Origin of the sequence: Puia sp. P3, assembly GCF_050632245.1 — a bacterium.
In the GTDB taxonomy this organism is placed as follows: Bacteria; Bacteroidota; Bacteroidia; order Chitinophagales; family Chitinophagaceae; genus Puia.
Window position 1 is genome coordinate 3,487,530 of record NZ_CP192583.1, and the last position, 16,606, is coordinate 3,504,135.

General features: G+C 56.2%; 21 protein-coding genes. 14 read left to right on the forward strand and 7 right to left on the reverse strand.

Annotated elements, in window-relative coordinates:
- Positions 1-72 precede the first annotated feature (72 nt).
- From ACQ86N_RS21275 to ACQ86N_RS21300, 6 genes are all read left to right on the forward strand, one after another.
- Positions 73-1,473 (forward strand): TonB-dependent receptor plug domain-containing protein, encoded by a 1,401-nt coding sequence (locus ACQ86N_RS21275; RefSeq protein WP_431216865.1) that lies wholly within the window; start codon positions 73-75, stop codon positions 1,471-1,473.
- Positions 1,392-3,470, forward strand: a complete 2,079-nt coding sequence (locus ACQ86N_RS21280; RefSeq protein WP_431217527.1) for a SusC/RagA family TonB-linked outer membrane protein — start codon at positions 1,392-1,394, stop codon at positions 3,468-3,470. The genes ACQ86N_RS21275 and ACQ86N_RS21280 overlap by 82 nt, the downstream gene beginning before the upstream one ends.
- A 24-nt stretch (positions 3,471-3,494) precedes the next feature.
- A complete protein-coding gene (locus tag ACQ86N_RS21285) occupies positions 3,495-4,175 on the forward strand; it encodes a RagB/SusD family nutrient uptake outer membrane protein (protein WP_431216866.1) in 681 nt (226 codons plus the stop codon).
- Entirely contained in the window at positions 4,130-4,372 is a 243-nt protein-coding gene (locus ACQ86N_RS21290; RefSeq protein WP_431216867.1) for a hypothetical protein, read from the forward strand. The genes ACQ86N_RS21285 and ACQ86N_RS21290 overlap by 46 nt, the downstream gene beginning before the upstream one ends.
- A gap of 149 nt (positions 4,373-4,521) precedes the next feature.
- The gene (locus ACQ86N_RS21295) at positions 4,522-5,007 is read left to right on the forward strand and encodes a RagB/SusD family nutrient uptake outer membrane protein (RefSeq protein WP_431217528.1); all 486 of its coding nucleotides are present in this window, start codon (positions 4,522-4,524) and stop codon (positions 5,005-5,007) included.
- Positions 5,008-5,268: 261 nt separating this feature from the next.
- Entirely contained in the window at positions 5,269-6,351 is a 1,083-nt protein-coding gene (locus tag ACQ86N_RS21300; protein WP_431216868.1) for a GDSL-type esterase/lipase family protein, read from the forward strand.
- Here the strand turns inward: ACQ86N_RS21300 and ACQ86N_RS21305 are convergent.
- Both ACQ86N_RS21305 and ACQ86N_RS21310 read right to left on the reverse strand, forming a co-directional pair.
- Positions 6,344-6,679 carry a YciI family protein gene (locus tag ACQ86N_RS21305; protein WP_431216869.1) on the reverse strand — a complete coding sequence of 112 codons (336 nt, stop codon included), beginning with the start codon at positions 6,677-6,679 and terminating at the stop codon, positions 6,344-6,346. The two genes, ACQ86N_RS21300 and ACQ86N_RS21305, sit on opposite strands and share 8 nt — an antisense overlap.
- Before the next feature lie 68 nt (positions 6,680-6,747).
- Positions 6,748-6,942 carry a hypothetical protein gene (locus ACQ86N_RS21310; RefSeq protein WP_431218093.1) on the reverse strand — a complete coding sequence of 65 codons (195 nt, stop codon included), beginning with the start codon at positions 6,940-6,942 and terminating at the stop codon, positions 6,748-6,750.
- On the opposite strand from ACQ86N_RS21310, the gene ACQ86N_RS21315 reads away from it, so the two are divergent.
- Both ACQ86N_RS21315 and ACQ86N_RS21320 read left to right on the forward strand, forming a co-directional pair.
- Positions 6,850-7,104 (forward strand): hypothetical protein, encoded by a 255-nt coding sequence (locus tag ACQ86N_RS21315; RefSeq protein ID WP_431217529.1) that lies wholly within the window; start codon positions 6,850-6,852, stop codon positions 7,102-7,104. The genes ACQ86N_RS21310 and ACQ86N_RS21315 overlap by 93 nt on opposite strands.
- On the forward strand, positions 6,992-7,279 hold the full coding sequence (locus ACQ86N_RS21320; RefSeq protein WP_431216870.1) for a pentapeptide repeat-containing protein: 288 nt from the start codon (positions 6,992-6,994) through the stop codon (positions 7,277-7,279). The genes ACQ86N_RS21315 and ACQ86N_RS21320 overlap by 113 nt, the downstream gene beginning before the upstream one ends.
- 15 nt (positions 7,280-7,294) lie before the next feature.
- On the opposite strand, the gene ACQ86N_RS21325 is transcribed toward ACQ86N_RS21320, so the two are convergent.
- On the reverse strand, positions 7,295-7,870 hold the full coding sequence (locus ACQ86N_RS21325) for a hypothetical protein (RefSeq protein WP_431216871.1): 576 nt from the start codon (positions 7,868-7,870) through the stop codon (positions 7,295-7,297).
- Between the two features lie 50 nt (positions 7,871-7,920).
- Between ACQ86N_RS21325 and ACQ86N_RS21330 the strand changes: the two genes are divergently transcribed.
- Complete coding sequence (locus tag ACQ86N_RS21330) at positions 7,921-8,349, forward strand: hypothetical protein (RefSeq protein ID WP_431216872.1); 429 nt, start codon at positions 7,921-7,923, stop codon at positions 8,347-8,349.
- Positions 8,350-8,485: 136 nt separating this feature from the next.
- Here ACQ86N_RS21330 and ACQ86N_RS21335 read toward each other — a convergent pair whose 3' ends face one another.
- Positions 8,486-8,695 (reverse strand): hypothetical protein, encoded by a 210-nt coding sequence (locus ACQ86N_RS21335; protein ID WP_431216873.1) that lies wholly within the window; start codon positions 8,693-8,695, stop codon positions 8,486-8,488.
- A 302-nt stretch (positions 8,696-8,997) separates the two neighbouring features.
- Between ACQ86N_RS21335 and ACQ86N_RS21340 the strand changes: the two genes are divergently transcribed.
- From ACQ86N_RS21340 to ACQ86N_RS21355, 4 genes are all read left to right on the forward strand, one after another.
- The gene (locus tag ACQ86N_RS21340) at positions 8,998-10,281 is read left to right on the forward strand and encodes an alpha-L-rhamnosidase C-terminal domain-containing protein (RefSeq protein ID WP_431216874.1); all 1,284 of its coding nucleotides are present in this window, start codon (positions 8,998-9,000) and stop codon (positions 10,279-10,281) included.
- 2 nt (positions 10,282-10,283) lie between these two features.
- The gene (locus ACQ86N_RS21345) at positions 10,284-10,733 is read left to right on the forward strand and encodes a hypothetical protein (RefSeq protein WP_431216875.1); all 450 of its coding nucleotides are present in this window, start codon (positions 10,284-10,286) and stop codon (positions 10,731-10,733) included.
- A gap of 265 nt (positions 10,734-10,998) precedes the next feature.
- Positions 10,999-11,637, forward strand: coding sequence for a hypothetical protein (locus ACQ86N_RS21350; protein ID WP_431216876.1), 639 nt, complete (start codon positions 10,999-11,001; stop codon positions 11,635-11,637).
- Positions 11,634-13,205 carry a hypothetical protein gene (locus ACQ86N_RS21355; protein WP_431216877.1) on the forward strand — a complete coding sequence of 524 codons (1,572 nt, stop codon included), beginning with the start codon at positions 11,634-11,636 and terminating at the stop codon, positions 13,203-13,205. Before ACQ86N_RS21350 ends, ACQ86N_RS21355 begins: the two co-directional genes overlap by 4 nt.
- 27 nt (positions 13,206-13,232) lie before the next feature.
- Here ACQ86N_RS21355 and ACQ86N_RS21360 read toward each other — a convergent pair whose 3' ends face one another.
- Genes ACQ86N_RS21360 through ACQ86N_RS21370 form a run of 3 tightly spaced genes read right to left on the reverse strand, consistent with a single transcriptional unit; the run spans position 13,233 to position 15,707 of the window.
- Entirely contained in the window at positions 13,233-13,445 is a 213-nt protein-coding gene (locus ACQ86N_RS21360) for a hypothetical protein (protein ID WP_431216878.1), read from the reverse strand.
- Entirely contained in the window at positions 13,442-15,229 is a 1,788-nt protein-coding gene (locus tag ACQ86N_RS21365; RefSeq protein WP_431216879.1) for a TonB-dependent receptor domain-containing protein, read from the reverse strand. Before ACQ86N_RS21365 ends, ACQ86N_RS21360 begins: the two co-directional genes overlap by 4 nt.
- The gene (locus tag ACQ86N_RS21370; RefSeq protein ID WP_431216880.1) at positions 15,213-15,707 is read right to left on the reverse strand and encodes a carboxypeptidase-like regulatory domain-containing protein; all 495 of its coding nucleotides are present in this window, start codon (positions 15,705-15,707) and stop codon (positions 15,213-15,215) included. The genes ACQ86N_RS21365 and ACQ86N_RS21370 overlap by 17 nt, the downstream gene beginning before the upstream one ends.
- A 113-nt stretch (positions 15,708-15,820) precedes the next feature.
- On the opposite strand from ACQ86N_RS21370, the gene ACQ86N_RS21375 reads away from it, so the two are divergent.
- Entirely contained in the window at positions 15,821-16,594 is a 774-nt protein-coding gene (locus ACQ86N_RS21375) for a hypothetical protein (RefSeq protein ID WP_431216881.1), read from the forward strand.
- The last annotated feature ends 12 nt before the right edge of the window (positions 16,595-16,606 follow it).

Genomic DNA, 16,606 nt, shown 5'->3' on the forward strand with positions numbered 1-16,606 from the left:
GTTTGAGCGCCCCTGCCTGGAACCAGGGCGCCAGGAACTGCTTAACCAAACCAAAAACGATTGCTGTATTTTATGCGAATCAGCTTTGTACTCCTCCTGTGCTTTTTCAGCAGCGTCCAGCTACTCAGCGCCCGCGACGCCAGCGGGCAAGACCTGAATAAGGTCTATATTTCGCTGGAGCTGAAGGACGAACCCCTGATGTCCGCTCTGGAAAAGATCCAGCAGATGACGCCCTTCATGTTTGCTTATAACAAACGGGAAATCAAGAGAATCCACAATCTTACCCTCGGCAGTGGCCGCAGGTCGGTCCACAGCATCCTGGAAGCCCTGCTGCTCAACACCCGCCTCCGCTACGAACTGGTGGGCAATACCATCGTCATCTCCACCGTCCGCGACCGCAGCGAGGGCATTCCCAGCATATACAGGGAACTGTCGCCCATAGCCGCCGCCCGCGAGGAGATCAAAGCCCGCACCATCAGCGGCACAGTCACCAATGATAAAGGCGAAGGCCTCTCGGGGGTCTCAGTCACAGTCAGGGGCAGCTCGGTAGGCACTACCACCGACGCCCAGGGCCATTTTCAGCTGACGGTTCCCGACGAGGGCACCACACTGGAATTCTCATATGTTGGCTATGAAATGCAGAGCATAAAGATCGGCAGCCAGGCCTCTTTATCGGTCAAGCTTAAAGAGACCGTCACGGGCCTCAACGACGTCGTGGTCATCGGATATGGTACTGCAAAAAAATCTGACCTCACCGGCTCCATCGCCAGCCTCAAAGCCGATCAGATAGTGGACAGACCCGTCCCCAACGTTACCCAGGCCCTGCAGGGCAAGATTGCGGGTGTTGACGTCAGCATCAACAGCAACGCTCCGGGCCAGGGCGCCAAGGTCCGTGTACGTGGTATCGGATCTATTAACTCCAGTCTCGACCCCCTTTATGTGGTAGATGGCGTGGTTGGCGTAGACATCAATACGCTGAACCCCCACGAGATCGCATCGCTCGATGTACTCAAGGACGCCTCCTCGACGGCCATTTACGGGTCACGCGCGGCAAATGGTGTCATCATCGTAACCACCAAAAGAGGACGCCATGGCATCTCGAAGGTCACCTATGACGGCAACGGCAACGAGTCCGTGCTGACCCGGCACCTGAAAGCGCTCAACTCTGACCAGTTCGTTCACATCTACAACGCGTCTTATGCCAACGGCCAGCAATACGATCCGCTGGGTCAGGTGCAGACGCCCCCAGTGCAGATGAATCATCTCAGCCTGCCCAAATTGTTCGACGCAAACGACAAACCGCTCTACAATACCAACTGGGAGAAAGAGACCTACAAACCGGCCTTCTCGCACGACCATTTCATCAATATCCAGGGGGCAGCGACAAATCCCTGTTCAGCGCATCCTTCGGTTACCTCGACCAGCAGGGTATCATGGTCAACAGCTGGTTCAACCGCTATAACGTCAAGCTGACTCTCGACAATGACGTCAACGACTGGCTGAAGATCGGCGGCAATATCTCACTGATCAAAAGCCAGCAGCGCCTCGTCTCCGACGCCAATGGCTCCCTCAACGTCCCCCGCATGGTGACCGAAGAAGTGCCCATTGTTCCGGTAAAATATCCCGATGGCAGCTGGGCCGGCAACAACGATATCGCCGGCCTCGAGGGCGGCCCCAACCCGGTCCACATCTCTCAGTCGCGCTACAACCTCAACAATACCCTGCAGGCGCTGGGAGACGTCTACGCCACCATCCATATCACCAAAGACCTCGACTTCAAGTCTGACATGGGCTTCAATGTAGGAGCGCAGAAGAACAATTTCTACTCCGGCAATGACCTTCCGCACCTTTCCCAGGACCAGGGCGGTGAAGCTCATATCAACACTTATTACAACTACTACTGGCAAACGGAAAACTACCTGACCTGGAACAAAAGGATCAACGACCGCCAGCGCCTGACCGCCCTGTTGGGTGCATCATGGGTCAAATACCGGCAGGAATGGGCAGATCAGGAGTCTCAGAACTTCATCGACGACTTTTTCCAGTGGCAGTACCAGGCAGCCGGCTCTGTCCGGTCCAATACCCAGTCCAATGTCACTATCTGGTCGATGAACTCTTACTATACCCGCGTAACATATAATATCGACGAAAAGTATATGTTCACCGGTACCTTACGCGCCGACGGAACCTCCAAATTCGGGATCAACAACCTGTATGCTTACTTCCCGTCAGTCGGCGCGGCATGGCGTATATCCGAAGAAGATTTCCTGAAACACAGTAACACGATCAACTATCTCAAGGTCCGCGGCAGCTATGGCTTCTCGGGCAACCAGGAGATCGCCCAGGACAAGCAAAAAGGCCAGATCCAGCCCAACACTACAGCCCTCAACGGCGCGCTCCAGTCGACACTCCTCCCCTATTATATCGGCAACCCGAATCTGAAATGGGAGAAGAGCCAGCAACTTGACCTCGGTGTCGAAATGGGCCTGTTCCACGACCGGGTCAACCTGAACGTCGACTTCTATCGCCGGACTACGAAGGACCTCCTGTTACAGGCACCCATCCCCTGGTCGGCAGGGCTAAACCAAAACAACGTTTACCAGAACGTCGGCTCCGTGCGTAATACCGGCCTCGAAGTAAACCTTCAGACGGTCGACGTCAAGACGCATGACTTTACACTTACGACCAATTTCATCTTCGCCACCAACCGCAACCGGATCATCAAGCTGAACGACGGCAACGCCGACATCTTCCACGGCCCCAACTTCCTCGGTCAGACCAACGTCCTCCGCGTAGGCCAGCCCATCGGTTCCTTCTACGGAGCAACCCGCATCGGTACCTATGGCAGCACCGAGGGCGCACTGGCCGCCAGCCACGGCCTCCACGTCGGCGACCGCAAATACATCTACGACAAGGACAACAACCTTGCCCTCGGCATCATCGGTCGCGCCTATCCGAAATGGACCGGAACCTTTAGCACCACGATGAACTATAAGCACTGGGACTTCTCGTTCGATATTCGCTTTGTACAGGGCGTCAATACGGCAGCAACCTTCAAGCACTCTACCGAAGACCGCCAGACCATCGCCAACAGCCTGGCTACCGTACTGGACGGATGGACCCCCAACCACCAGAATACGATGATCTCCCAGGTTCGTAACTACAAATTCGCCCAGGACTCCCATTTCGACACCTGGTGGGTAGAGGACGGCTCCTTTATCCGCGGTCAAAACCTAACCCTCGGCTATACGGTTCCCGAGACCCTGGTCAACAAATGGAAGCTGACGAAGATCCGCATCTCTGCCAGCGTGCAGAACTGGTTCCTGCATACCAAGTACACCGGCTACGACCCCGAAGTGGATACGTTCAATTCCACCCTCGGTCAGAATGCAGGGTTCTCGCAGAACCTGGACTTCTTCTCCTACCCCCGCCCGAGAACCTATAACCTCGGCCTGTCTGTAGGATTCTAACTCTAACTCTTAAAAGACACACTGATGAAACGCTTTAAATATAAATTTCTCAGCATTGCACTTCTAACGCTGACGCTCGGTTCCTGCAAGAAATTCCTCCAGCCGCCGTCGACCAGCTTCCTGTCCCCCGGATTCAAGATCACTACCTCCAAGGAGGCCCAGGCCCTGGTGAATTCCTGCTACGCCAACCTGCCCACGCTGTTACAGGGCCAGCCCGCTTCCTACGGTGGCAATACCTGGAACCTGATGGAATTCATGACCGGCAAGTCGAATAGTGACCTCGGACAGACCGGGTTCGTCAACTATCAGACGCTCGCCTACAACAACACCTCGTTCTATTTCGACACCTGGTGGCAGTACCTGTACCTCGGCATCGGCACCTGCAACAACGCCCTCGAAAGCCTGGGCGGCATGCCGTCGGGCATCGTGACCGATTCGACAAAAAATAATATGCTCGCCCAGGCCCACGCCCTGCGCGCCCTCTATTATTTCTATCTCGTTCGCCTGTACGGCGCCGTTCCAAAAGTCACGGCCATTCCCAAAGACCTCAACCTCAAGATACCACGCACCCCGGCCAAGGCCATCTACGACAGCGTCATCATACCGGACCTGCTCGCTGCCGAAGCCGCAAGCCTCCCTGGCAGGACAACACGGGCTACGTGTCGAAAGGCGCGATCGAGGCGATCCCGGCAGACGTATACCTGACCTACGCGGGCGCGGCCATCAACGGCGGCAGTTCGTTCTACGCCGAGTCCGCCAAGCATTCGAAGGCGGTCATCGACAACGGCGGATACTCCCTGTTCCCCAACTACACGGACATGATCAAGCCCGCGAACAAGAACAGGGAGAGTTCATCCTGCAGGCCCAGTTCTCGGCCGCGGCCAACGGCAATAACCCGCTGACGGCGCTGACCATCCCCAACTACTCCGGCATCTCGAAATACTCCGACGAATACGGCTCCGTCTTCCCGACGGACCAATTCATCGCCTCCTTCCCCGCGGGAGACAAACGGGCACAGGAAAAGCAGTTCTTTTATACGACCTATCCCAGCATCAAGAACAACGCACCCGTCGTCTTCGCACACCACTACATCTACAAATGGTTCGATTCGACGGCCGTTCGCAGCACCGCCAAATCCGACCTCAACTACACGATCTATCGGCTGGCCGACGTCTACCTGATGTACGCCGAGGCCTCCAACCGTGCCGAAGGAGCCCCCAATACCAACGCGACGAATTATGTCAACGCGATCCGCGCCAGGGCTAACCTCGCCCCCATCGGCGCCCTATCCCAGTCCGACTTCGAGCACGAAGTATGGCTGGAGCGCTATTTCGAACTCTGCTTCGAGAACAAGATGTGGTTCGACATGATCCGCACGCGCAAGGTACACAACGACGTCACCGCCAACTGGGACGATTTTGTCGGTCATAAGACCGTCTGGAACGCGACCTTTACCGCCAACCAGCTACTCTTCCCGGTACCGAAACAGGAGACGGACGTCAATCCCAACCTCCTTCCCAATAATCCAGGGTTCTAAATATCCTGATAGTTCCAGTTTGCACATGAGGAAAGAACAAGGGCCGATCCCACCGCGGGACGGCCCTTTTTAGTTATCTTCATCCCGCACCAACTTTCATCTATGAACCGCAATAACTTTATCCGCCTGGCAGTCCAGAAGCCAGGGTGTTACGGATAAAATGACCGACGAACAACGCAAGGAATTCAGCAGGACCCATGGGGTTGAAATAGTCGGCCCCCCGCTGAACTTTCTCAAACAATAGATCATAAATACTTTACCATGATATTTCGCAGCCTCTTTATCGGCGTGTTGACTTTATCATTTTGCACAGCCATATCACAAGACAAGCTGCCAGCGTCTGCCCTCCATCCCTATGGTCGCTACTGGCGCTCCGGCAGCCAGCTGGAACTGGCAGGACCGGCCGCCCATTTCGGCTTCCGTGCGACCGGCGCCGAATGCAACCTCTTTGCCTTCACCCGCAACGACCACGATTACCTGCAGTACGAGGTCGACGGTCGCTACAAAGGCAAGATAGTTATAAAGGACTCCGCCCACGCGCCCACCCTTCTCAAACTAGGTACCCCAGGGCCACACACGGTCTGGATCTACAGAACCACCGAAAGCGGAGCCGGAGCACTGGTTATTCAAAAGATCACGGGCAAAGGACTACAACCCCTCGCCCGCCCCAATGCTCCGGGGATAGAATTTATCGGCAACAGCATTACCTGCGGCGCAGCGGCCGACACCGCCGAATATCCCTGCACGCTCGGCGGCTATTTTGACCATAGCAACTCCTACGATGCCTATGGCCCGCGCGTCGCCAGGGCCCTCAGGGCCAACTACGTCCTCAGCAGCGTCAGCGGCATCGGCGTCTATCGCAACTGGAACAGCAATTCGCCTACGATGCCCGAAGTCTATGGCAACGCCGACCTTCGCGACAACAGCCGGCGGCCCTGGGATTTTACCGCCTGGCAACCCAGCGTTGTGAGCATCGCACTCGGCACCAACGACCTCAGCCACGGGGACGGCCACACTCCCCGTCAACCCTTCGACAGCGCCGCTTTTGTGAGCGCATTTACAAAATTTATTCAGACCGTGAAGTCGCACTACCCTGCTGCACGCATAGCTATCCTGAACAGTCCGACAGTAGGCGGCAAAGATGGTATCCTGCTCCGCAACTGTATCGTCGCGGTGAAGGCGCGCGTCGATGCGCTCTATCCCTCCGACAAACCCATCGCCCTCCATTTCTTCGGACCCATGACCGTAAGGGGATGCGGCGGCCATCCCAGCGTAGAGGACCACGGCCTCCTCGCCGATGAACTGGTGCCTTTCTTCCGCCAACTATTGCAGACCGCTAAATAACGGGCCGCACCTCGACGCTGCCTCCCAGATCCAGAACCGGACAGCCCTGCGCTACAACCGCCGCCTCTTCCAGGCTCCCGGCCCTTACGACGATATAACTCCCCAGCGTCACGCCGGTCTCCGAAAAAGCGCCGTCCGAAACGCCGGCGCCTGCCCTCAGCACCATCCCCTCCGGCGAAAGCCGCGGCCCGTTGCTGGCCAGCCTTCCCTGCGCGGCGATACCACCCATCCAGTCCTGCCATTTCCTCACCAGCGTCTGCATCTCCGTCGGCGAAGCCATACTATAGTCGTGATCCGGCTGCCGGAATAACAACACAAATTCTTTCATACCCTTTTTACCTATAATCACCGGCCGGCCGGAAATTGGACATCGCGGGCAATGTTTTTTACTTATTTTCAGGCATGGAACAACTCAACAGGAAAGAATACGAAGAACAGGAATTTTCCAGCCGCAATTTCCAGGAGACCGACCTTTCGGGAATCGTATTTATCGACTGTATATTTTCCAACTGCAACCTTAGCCTCGCCCAACTGCAAAAAACGACTTTCCGCGATATTCAGTTCAAGGACTGCAAAATGCTTGGTCTGCACTTCGAAGACTGCAACGAATTTGGACTTTCCGTCAGCTTTCGAAGGCTGCGTGCTCGACCACAGCTCGTTCTTCAAAAGGAAAATAAAAAAGACGAATTTTCGGCGGACCCAACTGCGGGAAGTAGACTTTACCGACGCCGACCTGACCCAGTCCGTATTTGAAGCCTGCGACCTGCTCAACGCCAAATTCGAGAACTCGATCCTTGAAAAGGCGGACTTCCGCTCGGCCTTCAACTATTCCATCGACCTATCATTCAACAAAATTAAAAAAGCCCGGTTTTCCCTCTCGGGTCTCCCGGGCCTACTTGAAAAATATGATATCGATATCACCCTGTAACAGCCCCGACAGGGTTTATTTCGCGTCGTAGGATTTGATCATATTGAATTTATATCCGCCACCCTCTCCTTTGGCTACCTGATACAGAACGGTGCGGTTGCCGCCGGTCGGCTTGTCCGCCGAATCCGCGGCATTATAGACGGGAAAACGCTGGACCAGCGTCCCTTCCATCATCGAAAACTGGTCGTGCCCCTTGTAGCCCGTTCTTATCTTTGGGTTCATGGAAACGTCCGGCAGCACACAGGGCATGATCTCCTTATTCCCCTCGGACAGGAAGGCATAGACCGTCCCCGAGCTAGCATTGCTATCGGCATAAATGAACAATACAAGGTCGGGGTTACCGTCCCGGTTGAGGTCGTCGATCTGGGCGCCGGATACCCGGCCCTTTAGTGTAAAGCTAATGTCCCTTGCCCCGCTCTCAAATCCTACAGGCTTGATCGACAAAGGATTGGCCGTATAGCTCTTGTTGCGGCAGTCGACCCTGTAGCCAACCTTGCCTATTTTCATCGTGGAATCGATCTTCGGGAAGATCACCTGGGCATGGACCGCGCCTGATGCAAGCAGCGACGCAAAAAATAAAAACCGTTTCATGCCGGTAAAGATAACGCGAAATTTGCATCTTTATAGACAAACAGTCCAACGTGCTTAAAAGTCGACTCGTCCTCCTGCTTGCCTTGTCCTTTCTTCAGTCCGCCGCACAGGACCTTCTCACCAAAGAATGGAAGGCTTCATGGATCACCACGCCCGGCTCTTCCCACGAGGGATACGGCGTATACCTTTTCCGCAGGCTGATCGACCTGTCTACCTCGCCATCCTCCCTTCCCGTCTGCGTCTCAGCCGACAACCGCTATAAACTGTACGTCAACGACAGCCTTGTCTCTATCGGGCCCGCACGCGGGGACGTCCAACACTGGAACTATGCCAAGGTGGACCTGGCCCCTTCCTGCACAAAGGAACCAACTGCGTCGCCGCGCAGGTATGGAACGAAGGGCCGGAAAGGACGGAAGCCCAGATCTCCTTCCGCACCGGATTCATTCTCCAGGCCGCCAGCCCGGAAGGCCGGGCACTGAATACGGACACCGGCTGGCTAACGGTAATGGATAGCTCTTATTCACCGCTGAAAGTCCGGGTGCCCGGCTACTATGTCGCGGGACCGGGACAACTGACGGACATGAACAAAAGACTTACCGGCTGGACAACCGGCGACTATCCGGCGACCGGCTGGAAGCACGCCCCGGTGATAGCCGAAGGCGTCCCACGAAACATCCCCACCTCTTTTGCATCCACCACGGCGTGGATGCTCACCCCATCCACCCTTCCCCCGATGCAGCTCGCGAAACAACGGATAACAACCATCCGCAAGTCCGAAGGCGTAACAGTCACCCCCGACTGGCCCGGCCATCCTACCCCAGTCACTGTCCCGCCAAACAGCCAGGCGACAATCCTGTTCGATCAGTCTTCTCTCACCAACGCCTACCCGACTCTGGTCTTCAGCGGTGGAAAAAACGCCAGGCTCTCCCTGACCTATGCGGAGGCTCTGTATTCTCCGTCTCATGGAAAAGGCAACCGCTCGGATATAGACGGCAAGTCCATCATCGGCAGAAGGGACAGCATCCTCTCCGATGGCAGCGACGGGCAGCTGTTTACAACGCTGACCTGGCGGACCTGGCGCTATATACAGCTAAGGATCATCACCGGCGACCAGCCCCTGGTACTGAATGATATTTACGGGACCTTCGTCGGCTACCCCTTCGAACAAAAGGCCCGATTCCACGCCGCCAGCCCGCAGCTTCGACAGCATACTGGTCATCGGCTGGCATACCGCGCGTCTTTGTGCAATAGAGACCTATATGGACTGCCCCTACTACGAACAGCTGCAGTACGTAGGCGATACCCGCATCCAGGCCCTCGTGTCGCTGTACAACAGCGGGGACGACCGGCTGGTCAAAAATGCGATCGAACAGATAGACCTGTCAAGACGCCCGGAAGGCGTTACGCTCAGCCGCTATCCTACTCAGATGCCTCAGCTGATCCCGCCTTTTTCGTTGTGGTGGATCGGCATGCTGCACGACTACTGGCGCTATGGAAGGGATACGGCCTTTGCAACCGGCAAACTCCCGGGGACCAGACAGGTGCTGAGTTTTTTCCACGGCTTTCAGCAGCCGGACGGCTCCCTGCATGGCCTCCCTTACTGGACCTTTACCGACTGGGTGAACAGCCCGGGCTGGAACACGGGGATGGCGCCGGTCGGCGCGGACGGCAGCTCCTCGGTACTAGACCTCCAGTTGCTATGGGGCTACCAGCTGGCAGCGGAAATGGAAAGCCGCAGCGGCATAAAGGAATACTCCGGCCTCTACCGCAGCTACGCCAGCCGCCTGAAGACAACCATCCGCGCAAAATACTGGGACAGCAACCGCCGTCTGTTCGCTGACCGGCCGGAAAAAGACCTGTTCTCGCAACACGCCAATACCCTGGCCATCCTCACCGGAGCCGCCGACGATCAGGAAGCCAAAGGCATCGCAAAAAGACTGCTGACCGATACCGGCCTGGCCCAGGCGTCTATTTACTTCAGATACTATTTGCATTTGGCGCTGACCCGCGCCGGATACGGCAACGACTATCTGCAGTGGCTGGATAAATGGAGGGAGAATATCGCACTGGGGCTGACCACCTGGGCAGAGATGTCCGACGTCGCCGATTCCCGCTCGGACTGCCACGCCTGGGGTGCAAGCCCAAACATCGAATTCTTCAGGACCATCCTTGGACTGGACAGCGAGGCGCCGGGTTTTACGCGCGTCAGAGTGGAACCCCACCTGGGCAGCCTGAAAAACGCCTCCGGCAGCATACCCCACCCGAACGGAACGCTATCCGCCTCTTATCAGCAGAACAACGGCAAATGGGACATCAGGCTCGAACTGCCTCCCGGCACCGGCGGCCGCCTGATCTGGAAACAAAAAGAATACCCGCTGAAGCCGGGTCTCAACACATTTAAATCACTTTAACAATGAAATACACATTTCTTCTGCTAGCCGGCTCGCTGAGCATCCTGTTATCCTGCACGACCCAGGCTCCTTCCAACATCCAGCTACGCGGCACCTGGCGCCTCGTCTCCGGAACGACCATTACGAAGGGCGTCAGTACCGTCACCGACTACACGAAGGACAGCAAGTTCATCAAGATCATCAACGAGGACCATTTCGCCTTTCTCAAACACGACCTCAACAGCCCCAAAGACTCGTCCAATCATTTCGACGCCGGCGGCGGCGCCTACACCCTGAATGGCGACCAATATACCGAGCACCTCGACTTTTACGGCGACCGCAACTGGGAGGCCAAGACCTTTCAGTTCACCGTCTCCATCAGCAACGACACGCTGACACAACGGGGACAGGAGAAAGTAGAGGGGACGGGTGTCGACCGTGAGATCATCGAACGCTATGTCCGCGAAAAATAATTGTCTATGCGCATCAGGTCTTTGCTTCTTTTCCTAAGCATTTCCACTTTTATCAGGGCTCAACAGGTCAATATCGCGGACGGCACCATCCTGGGCGCCCCGGCGCAGTACGGCCTGGACAGGCTGACTGCCGAGCTTACGGCCAGACATATTTCCCAATACCCGATTACCATTGTCCGCACTTCGGGCAAACCGGAGTCCCTGTCCATCCGCCATAAAGGGAACGCTCTGATCGTTGGTGGCGCCGACGATACAGGTATTATGTATGCGCTGCTGGAGGTCGCCCGTCGAGCTGCGTCTGGGATCAGGGCTAAAAGCCATAAAGGACGTTACCGAATCACCCGAAATCCGCGACCGGGCGGTCTCTGTCTACACCATGAACCGGGCATACTGGGAGAGCAGGATCGACGACGAAAAATACTGGACCAGCTACCTCGACATGATGGCCGAAGACCGTTTTAATTCGCTGGTCGTCATCTTCGGCTACGAGAATGGAGGGTTCCTCGCCCCCTGCTATCCGTATTTCTTCAATGTAGATGGCTATGCGGATATCCGGATGGAGGGACTGAGCACCGCGCAGCAGCAACACAACCTTGCGGCTTTCAACCGCCTGATCGAAATGGCGCACACCCGCGGCATCCGAATAACCGCCGGCATCTGGGATCATATCTATCGCGGCGGCGTACAGGGTGGAGGCATACCCGGCAACGAAAAAGCACCCGACCACCCCAGCCCCGGCCTGGTCTGGGGTGTCACCGCGGATAACCTCAACGCCTATACAAAGGCTGCGCTGACAAAGTTCATCCAAAAGGTACCCGTAGACGCCATCCAGTTTCGCATGCACGGTGAGTCCGGTCTGAAAAAGACGAAGAAGAAGCCTTCTGGGCCGACGTCTTCGCCATGATAAAAAAGACAAAGCCGGACCTGCAGATCGACATGCGCGCAAAAGAACTGCCCCGGACCGTAATAGAGAGCGCCATCCGGTCGGGAATAAGATTCAGGATCGACACAAAGTTCTGGATGGAACAAATGGGCCTCCCCTACCACCCGACCCGGATCAATCCCGAGAACAGTTATATCCGCCACAGCTATGGCGACCTCCTGCGCTATCCGAAACAGTACAACCTGATGTGGCGCCTCTGGACAGGCGGGACAAGCCGGATCCTTCTCTGGGGCGACCCCGAATATGCCCGCCGGATCGTCGGCAGCGCCCATCTGTATGACGGGGACGGACTCGACGTCAACGAGCCACTGGCGACAAAAATGGAAGCCCAGCCCCACGACGCCAGGCCCTTCGACCTCCTGCAGCCGCAGCACCGCTATTACCAATACGAATTCGAACGCTACTGGTATTTCTACCAGGTATTCGGGCGGATTGCATACAACCCCCACACTGCTACCAAGGCCTGGGATAAGGAATTCGAATCCCGTTTTGGCGCTGCCAACGGCCCCCTGATCGAAGCCGCCCTGCACCGCGCAAGCAATATCCTGCCCCGCATCATCGCGTCCTGTTATCCGTATAGCCGCTTCCCCACGACACGGGGCTGGGCGGAAAAGCAATCCTTCGGCGAACTTCCGGCATATGCCAAAGCCGAAGGCAGCGACCTCTGCCAGTTTGCAAACTTCGACGAAGAAGCGCAACTCCTGATTGCCGGCGGGACTACAGCAAAGATCCTTCCGTCGGCCAACAGCCAGTGGTTCGAAAAGACGGCCGCCGGCGTCCTCGCCAACGTACAACACGTACACCAAAACGCCGCCAACAAAGAGCTCGCTTCCACGATCACCGACCTCCGCATCCTCGCCGGCCTGGCGCTCTACCACGCCCGGCGCATACCCGCCGCCGTTTGGTACCGGATATACGAGCACACCCACGACCCGGCGGCCCTCGATTCCGCCATAGCACACGAATCAAACGCAATCGCAGCCTGGCGCGGCATCGTCACCGCCGCCGGAGACTTTTATGCCGACGATATCCAAATGGGAGTCCGGGTCGCCGACCTCTGCGGACACTGGAAAGACGAATTGGCTACACTCGAGAAAGGCCTGACCCGTCTCCGCGATCAGCGGCATAATGCCGACACGATCCCCATGACGGCACACGCCCCGGTCTGGCCACGTCAACCAACCAAAACATTCGACGAACTATTCCAACTACGGATAGCCACTCCCGATCGTTCGGCCGCGGGTCGGCCCGTCACTATCCGACTACACGCCTCGGCCACCGCAGGCTTACAGATGCTTCGCTGCTGCTATCGCGCCGTCAATCAGCAGATGGAATACAAAACCGTCGAGATGACCGCCGGTCACACGCCAGGCGAATACTCCGCCACGATACCCGCCGATGCGATCGACCCGGCCTACGACCTGCAGTACTACATTGAATTAATTGATAAGAAAGGAAATGGTAGGATCTATCCCGACCTGAGTAAGGAGACGCCTTATCGGATCATCCACCTCACTCACGGGGAATAGTAATTGCGGCCGGCACCGGACAGGCAACTACTGTTGCCCCCCACCCCCCACGCGACTCTGCTCGTCACCGGCGCCGCCGGACCTTCGCTGCTGCTGAGCCCCCGTAGTCCGGCCAAAACGATAAACGAAGGTCATTATGATCCTTCTGTTATCCCAGATAGAGTGCGAATTGAGCACGCCTTTGTCCAGTGTGGTATGCGCGCTCCAGCTCATCAGATAAAAAGGGTCCCGGAGATTCACCTTGATCGATCCCTTTCCGTCCAGGACCTGCTTGGCTCCGCCAAGCGAGAACATCCCCTCCCATCGGCCAGCTGTATTCCGTTGACATAGTCCTGCGCTGAATACCAGCCGCTGATCTCCGCCGTCCAGCCCTTTTTAAATTTGTACTGGCTGTTGAAATTAGCATTGAAAGAGGTATAGCTGACATCGATAGCCGTGCTGTCGAGCGCCCCGGTATAGCGATGATTGTAGACGTTGAAAAAGACATTTAGATTCCAGGCCTGGGTCAGCTGCCGGCTGTAGTTGACGGAGAAACCTACCTGCCGCTCGGCGGCGAAATTACGCGTAGTCCCGACTGTCGTATAGTTGGAATCCCCCTGCGCCTTGAAAGTATACTGCGCCTCATTCATGATATCGGTGGTCCTGGTATAGTTGGCAGATACGTTCAACTGCCCCTTGTAGTTATAGCTGAGCTCGATATTATTGCTGAACTGCGGCTGGAGATTGGGGTTTCCCTCTTCGTAGTTATACCGGTCCAGCTGAAACCGGAAAGGGTTCAGACTTTGGTAGGACGGCCGCTCTATCCTCCTGCCGAATGACACCCCGAACGTATTGTTGTCATTGGTCTTATAGGTAAAATAGGTCGTCGGGAACAGCTGGATATAGTCTCGTTTGAAACGCATATCCTTCACGCTCTGGTCACCCTGGGTATTGGTCTGCTCCGCCCTGAGCCCCAGCTGCATTGAAAATTTCTTAATGGTCTGCCGCAGGTTGACGTAGGCAGCGTTAATATTCTCCTTATAGATGAAATGGTTGCTGATGGCCGTATCCGGCACCCAGTTCTTCAGCCCGTTGTCATAGAGGGAATAGACGGCGTTGTTGTCGGTCTTCACGTAGCTGGACTTGACACCCGCCTCAAACGTCGAATTGGCGCTCAGCACCTTCTTATAATCGCTCTTGACACTATAGATATCGATCAGCGATGGCAGCCGGCCGTTCAGCAGATACGGATCGTCGGACGGACGCTTGTCCGCATTGTAAAGATAGTTGTTCGAGGTCAGCGACCCCTGCGTGTTATAGAAGATATAGTCGGCGTCCACGGACAGCTCGCTCCCCTTTGTATCCAGTTTGCGGACCAGACTGGCGTTGAAGCCCACATGCGTCTCGGGGGTCTTGTTTAGGGACTGGGCTATATTGTACTGAACGAAATTGTGCAGGCTGTCATAAAAATTGGTGGTAGTACCCGAGGTAAACCACTGTTTGTCGACCGTGCCGTTGACCGAAATACCCAGCGTCGTATTCTTGTCGGCAAAATAGTCGACCCCGGCCCGGAAGCTGTGCTCCCTGTCGGAATATCGCCCATAGGTATGCGCCTGGCTGTACCTGTCGAAAGGCGTAGACGCATTCTCGCGCTGGCTGTTGTTGTCATGGCTGTCGTTGAACCCTTCCCACCAGGCGTACCCATAGTTGCCGTAGACATTGAACTTCCCCTGCCGCCAGTTGAAATTGATGCTGTTGGGGCTTTTGAAATACCGGGCGATGATTGCACTCAGGGTGACAGACGCGTTGAAACCGTTGCTCTTGTTCTTCTTCGTCACCAGGTTGATGATCCCCGAATTACCGGCAGCGTCATATTTTGCGGGCGGCTGGGTCATGATCTCGATCTGGTCCAGCTGGTTGGCCGGCATATTCTTCAGATAGTTGGCCAGGTCCTGCGCACTCAGGTAGGTGGGCTTGCCGTCGATCATCACGATCACGCCCGCCTTGCCGCGAAGGCTGACCTTACCGTCATTGTCTACCGTCACACCCGGGGACTTTTCCGAGGACCTCCAGTGCTGTAAGCCCGCCATTGGTGGGAGAGGCATCCACGTTGACGACCGTCTTGTCGATCTTATTCTCTATCGGAGCCCGCTTGCCGACCACCGTCACCTGTCCGAGCGAAGCCCCCGCAGACGGCTGAAGACGAACGGCTCCTACCGACAGAGATGGCCGGGCCGCGTTCAGTTCAATTTGCTCACCAGACCATGCCAAATACCCGATATGTGTAACAGAAAGGCGATATTTTCCCGGAGAGACATTGTCAAAAACGAACTGTCCGCCGGCATCGGTCCCGACCGACCTCACCGGCACCGAATCCTTTTCTTTCAACAAGGAGACCGTAACGGCCTCCAGCCCTTTGCCATTCGCATCGGCCACCTTTCCACTGATCTTTCCTGCCGGGTGCTGGGCGAAGACGGCCAGCCCCAATAACTGCAGGACAACAAGGATAGTCAGTGCTCTCATAAAATAGTCGTTGGCAGGTGAATTGGATGCAAAACTCTCCCGATTTCCCAAAACTAAAAGCCAAAACGGGACAAGAGGACATAATACAGGGTAACCGGCATATCTTTATACCTATGGATATAAAAATACTTTGCCCTGTCTGGGGGCACGAACATATACCGATCGAAGAGTTTGCGCTAAAGGTCAAAGAAGCCGGCTTCGACGGCCTCGAAACCTGGGTCCCCGAAGACAAAACCGAAAGACAACGGCTCCACCGGGCGATCAGGCAACTGGACCTGGTATGGGTTTCTCACCAATGGCAGGCAAAAGGCGATAGTCCGCAGGCGTTCCGCGACTCCTTCCGCCACTATCTGGAGATCACCGCAGAAGGCGATCCTTTGTTCATCAATTGTCACACGGGAAAGGACTATTTTTCTTTTGAGCAGAACCTGGCCCTGATCGACGACGCCACCACCTTTTCGCAGGATACCGGACGCCTGGTCGTCCACGAGACCCACCGCGGCCGTGTCGGGTTTCACCCTGCCCCGTCGATGGATTTTTTCAGAGCCCGGCAGTTCCCCATTACTGCGGATCTCTCGCACTGGACCTGCACCACCGAGAGTTTTTTGGAAAACTTCCCTGAAGCCGTGGAAGAAGCGATCCGCCGCACCCATCATATCCACGCCCGAGTAGGCTTCGAGGAAGGACCGCAGGTCGGCGACCCCCGCGCCCCCGAGTGGAAGCCTGCCCTCGGTCATTTCCTCGGCCTGGTGGGACCGCATGGTGGAAAACCGCCGCAAGTCCGGCGCCTCCCTCACGACCATCACGGCCGAATTCGGCCCGCCGCTGTATCTGCCGACCATTCCATTCACCCGTCAGCCGGTCGCGGACCAGTTCGAAATAAATAAGTATATGAAGGA